Origin of the sequence: Micromonospora sp. ALFpr18c, from assembly GCF_008868155.1 — a bacterium.
Lineage (GTDB): Bacteria > Actinomycetota > Actinomycetes > Mycobacteriales > Micromonosporaceae > Micromonospora.
Genome location: NZ_WBKR01000319.1, coordinates 1 through 3,934, shown reverse-complemented (window position 1 = coordinate 3,934; position 3,934 = coordinate 1). Strand labels below are relative to the sequence as shown.

General features: G+C 72.4%; 4 protein-coding genes. All 4 read right to left on the bottom strand.

Annotated features, from left to right (window positions below; all coding sequences use genetic code 11):
- Positions 1-301: 301 nt before the first annotated feature.
- Positions 302-787: a hypothetical protein gene (locus tag F8271_RS30365; RefSeq protein WP_225854875.1), complete on the bottom strand. Its 486-nt coding sequence runs from the start codon at positions 785-787 to the stop codon at positions 302-304.
- Between the two features lie 223 nt (positions 788-1,010).
- Positions 1,011-1,559, bottom strand: coding sequence for a DNA cytosine methyltransferase (locus tag F8271_RS30360; protein ID WP_151493225.1), 549 nt, complete (start codon positions 1,557-1,559; stop codon positions 1,011-1,013).
- A gap of 108 nt (positions 1,560-1,667) precedes the next feature.
- On the bottom strand, positions 1,668-2,669 hold the full coding sequence (locus tag F8271_RS30355) for a TRM11 family methyltransferase (RefSeq protein ID WP_151493224.1): 1,002 nt from the start codon (positions 2,667-2,669) through the stop codon (positions 1,668-1,670).
- Complete coding sequence (locus F8271_RS30350) at positions 2,653-3,570, bottom strand: hypothetical protein (RefSeq protein WP_151493223.1); 918 nt, start codon at positions 3,568-3,570, stop codon at positions 2,653-2,655. Before F8271_RS30350 ends, F8271_RS30355 begins: the two co-directional genes overlap by 17 nt.
- Between the last annotated feature and the right edge of the window lie 364 nt (positions 3,571-3,934).

Below are 3,934 nucleotides of genomic sequence, written 5' to 3'. Positions count from 1 at the left end.
GCGTCGTCGCTGTGGGGGTTGGCGGCGGGGGCGGGGTTGCGGGTTCGTCGTGCTGATCGCATGGGCTTGACTCCTAGTCTCGGACCGCCAGCCGCAGGGGCGGTGGGGTCCTGGGTTTCAGATGAGGGCTGGCTCTCCGCAGGCGGCACCGCCGTCACGTCGGACTGGCGGTGCCGCCTGCGGAGCGAGGCCGTGGAGGCACGGAGCACGCCGATGCCGGTTAGCGGGAACTCACTGGCACCCTGGCCTCAGCCGGCGCGCCATCACTGGCCACGTCGATAGACCAAGGGGCCTTCTCCCGCTACCACCTGTACGGGCACAGCAGCAGCCGCAGGGCGGCGGCTGCCTGTTGGGGGACGACGCCGTTGCCGAGGATCCGCAGCGCGCGAGTGCGCGGCAGCCCCAGGTGAGGTTCGGTGACGTGGCCTGGGTCGAGGCCCATGAGCCACTCCACGAACCGGGGTGCGAGGACGGGTTTGCCGTGCCGGCCGATCTGCGTGGGTTCCGGTGCGGGCCGGCCGAGCAGCCGCTCCCAGCGCGCGACCGCGTCGGCGTAGCCGCCCCACCGCTGCTCGTCGGGCCGCCCGAGCCCGGCGATGGTGGTGCGCAGATCCGCGCCGCCGTCGCCGTGCCGCCCGGGACCGCGCCCGTCGGACGCGCGCGGGGTGGGCAGGGTACGGGCCGGGACCCGCACCGCCGCGGAAGGGAGGGTGAGGTCGCCGTGCGAGCCGCGCTGCCCTGGGCAGCCTTTCGCGCCGTCGGTGGCCCGTGGGGTGGGCAGCAGCACCTGCGACAGCGGGGGCCGGAACCCGGCCCCCGCGCGTCGTCCGGGAGTACCGGTGTCACTCGCCCTGGGAGTGGGCAGCAGCCGCGCGGCACCGGCCCGCGTATGCCCGTGGTGACCGGCGGGAGCGATGCGCCCCGCGGTGGGGGTGAGCAGGAGGCCGTGGGTGGAGCCTGACGGTTCGATGAGATCGGGCAGCCCGTGCTGGTGGCCGGGGCCTTTGCCGTCACGGGCGCACGGTGTCGGCAGCGTCCGCACCCCCTCCCAGTCGTCCGGCAGGCGCGGCCAACAGGAACAGCCTGTCCCGGCGGTGGGCGGCGCCGATGTCGGACGCCCGTAGGCACGTCCACCTCGTGTCGTACCCGATCGCGGCCAGGTCGGCTTCGACAACGTCGAAACCTCGCCGCAGGAGCGCGGCGACGTTCTCCACGAACACGAGCGGCGGTCGAAGCACGCGAACGGCGTCGGCGACAGCACTCCACAGGCTGGAGTGCTCTCCGGTGATGCCAGCACGCTTGCCCGCGTTGGAGATGTCCTGACACGGGAACCCGGCCGTGAGAACGTCGACCGGTCCAACGCGGGTCCAGTCGACGGCGCGGATGTCACCGAGGTTGGGCACGCCGGGCCAGTGGTGGGCACAGACGGTGCGGGCGTGCCGATCGGTTTCGGCGTACCAGGTGAGGTGGCCGCCGAGCACCAGCTCGACGGCCATGTCGAGACCGCCGTAGCCGGTGCACAGCGATCCGATGCGCGGTGCGGGTCGATGGTCAATCACGCACCTCCCCGGCGTCGAGCGTCGGAGTCTCACCGCGCGCGGCCAACCGCAGAAGGCAGCAGCTGTGCACTCCCGCCGCGCGGCTCGGGTGGCGGTGGGCAGGCGCACTCACGCGACCACCCCTCCCCCGAGGGTGTCCCCCAGGCTTCCTGAACCCGAGTCGGTCTGGCTCTTGATGAACACGAGGACGTCCTCGTGCGCGATCAGGTGCATCGGGGTGCCAGCGGCCCGCGCCTTGCGGACGGCCTGGAGTTGGAAGAACGACGGGCGGGCGACGAGACCGCCGTCGCGGACGGCGGCGAGCAGCGCCACGCACCGATCCACAGGGGTGAGGCCGGCGCGGATGCCGGCGCCGATGACGGCCGACGGCAGGTCGACCAGTTCGCCGTGCTTGCGCCACGGTCGGGCGGTCACGACGACGACGCCACCGGGGCGCAGGAGGGTGTGGCAGCCGGCGAGGATCTGGGCGAACCCGTCGGCGAGTCCGGTGAGGTCGCGGTAGGCGAGGTTCCCGCGGTCGGTGCCGTCGTTGTAGGCGTTGTCGAACTTGGCCACCCCGTCGGCGCCGGGCCGGACGAGGCCGTGCACGGTCGGCCCGTACGGCGGCGAGGTCACCACGAGGGCGACCTGCCCGGTCAGGGCCGCCGGCACCAGCGACAGGATGCTGGTGGCGTCGCCGCGGATGACGCCGGCGCGGCCGGTCGCGCCCTGGGTGTGGGCGTGCTTGATGTTGGCGTCGGCGATGTCGGACCAGCGTGACTCGTACTCCACCCCGATCGCGTCGCGGCCGGCGTGGATCGCCTCGACCAGGGTGGTGCCGATCCCACACATGGGGTCCAGCACCAGGTCCCCGGGCTTGGTGTAGGCGGTGACGGCGTGCGCGGCGATCGCGGGGAGCATCCGTGCCGGGTGCTGCACGGACTCGCGGACGTACCGGCCGCGGCGCTGGACGGGGCCGGTGGACTGGGCGGTCGCCCACACCGACAGGCCCTCCGGGCCGGGAGTAGCCCGGTGGCGTCCGATCGGGTCGGGGCTCGTGGCGGCAGTGGTCGTGGTCTGCTCGTGGGACGGTTCGGGGGTGTGTGCGCGGTGCCTAGCCACGGCGACCACCGCCCTCGCGTCCGTTCCGGCGGGGGGCCGGGCGCTGGGTCTGGCTGAACACCATCAGGTCCGCGTGGATCCGCAGGTGCGCCACCCGCCACCGGTCGCTCACGGCGGTGGTGAGGGTGAGCAGTTCCTCGTCGGTGACGTGGTAGACGAACGCGTCCCCGTCGGTGTCGGCGGTGACCGCGACAAGGTGCTGCAGGTAGCCCAGTCCGAGGCCAGCGGCGGCTTGGACCACGCCGGAGAAGTCCTCCGGGCCGGCGGTGGTGCCGGCCGGGACGGTGACGACGAGGATCAGGCAGCCGCCCGGCTGCAGCAGCTGGGCGCAGGCGGCCAGCAGCCACGCCAACCGGACCCGGTTGGTAGCGGCGTTGGGGTCGAGGGGCCAGCAGGCGACCACGAGACTGGTTGCCTGCTGCAGGGAGCCGCCGGACGGCAGGCCGGCGACCGTGTCGGCCGGTGGGTGCAGGTCCGGGTCGGTGAGGTCGTCCCCGAACCAGGCGCCCATCTCCGGCAGGTCCTCCTCCTCGTCCGCGTCGCCGGTGATCCCGCTGGCGAGCGGGACGGGAGTGGCCGGGCCGATGATGAGGCTGGACGCGTCGGTGAACCACGCCGGGTGGTGCCGGCGGGCCCCGGCCGCACAGGTGGAGGTGAGGGCGTGGTCGGTGGTGAGGTCGACGACCGCCTCGCCGGGGCGGCTGTAGGCGGCGATGAGGCGGTCGGCCAGTCGGGTGCCGATGCTGCGTCCGGCGTCGCCCGGGGTGCGGGCGGTGCGCCAGACGGTGAGCGGTACCGGCGGGTCGCCGGCGACCAGGTCGGTCGGTGTCGGGTCGACCCCGGCCAGGAGGCCGGTGTCGACGATGGGATCGTGCTGCGGGTTGTGGTGCTGCGGCGTGTGCTCGCTCATGTGGTGTCGGCTCCGCGCCGCGCCGTGGTGCGCTGACACCCTCAAACCGGTGTTTGTGAGCTGTGGCGAACACATAGCGATCTCACGAATGTCTGACAACCGATTCCTGTCCGCTCGGCTGGCCTGTCCTTTCTCATCTGACCTGCTCTTTTCTCAATGTTTCTGCTCCGACTGGCAGGTTTTCTCAGTCAAGGTGCTCCGGCTGTCTGTGAGTCGATGGCCGTCAGGCGGTTTCTCAGAGGGTGGTTCGGAGTGTTAGGTCCGTTTCTGGGCGAGGGTGAATACTCCGGGCTCGTCTTCGGTGAGGACCTGGCGGTTGACCATGCGTTTCAGCTTCGCGCGGGTGCCTTCGACGTGTTTCGGT

Coding starts and splice junctions, on each gene's coding strand:
- F8271_RS30350 (WP_151493223.1), bottom strand. CDS start 3,570: ATGAGCGAGCACACGCCGCAGCACCACAACCCGCAGCACGATCCCATC.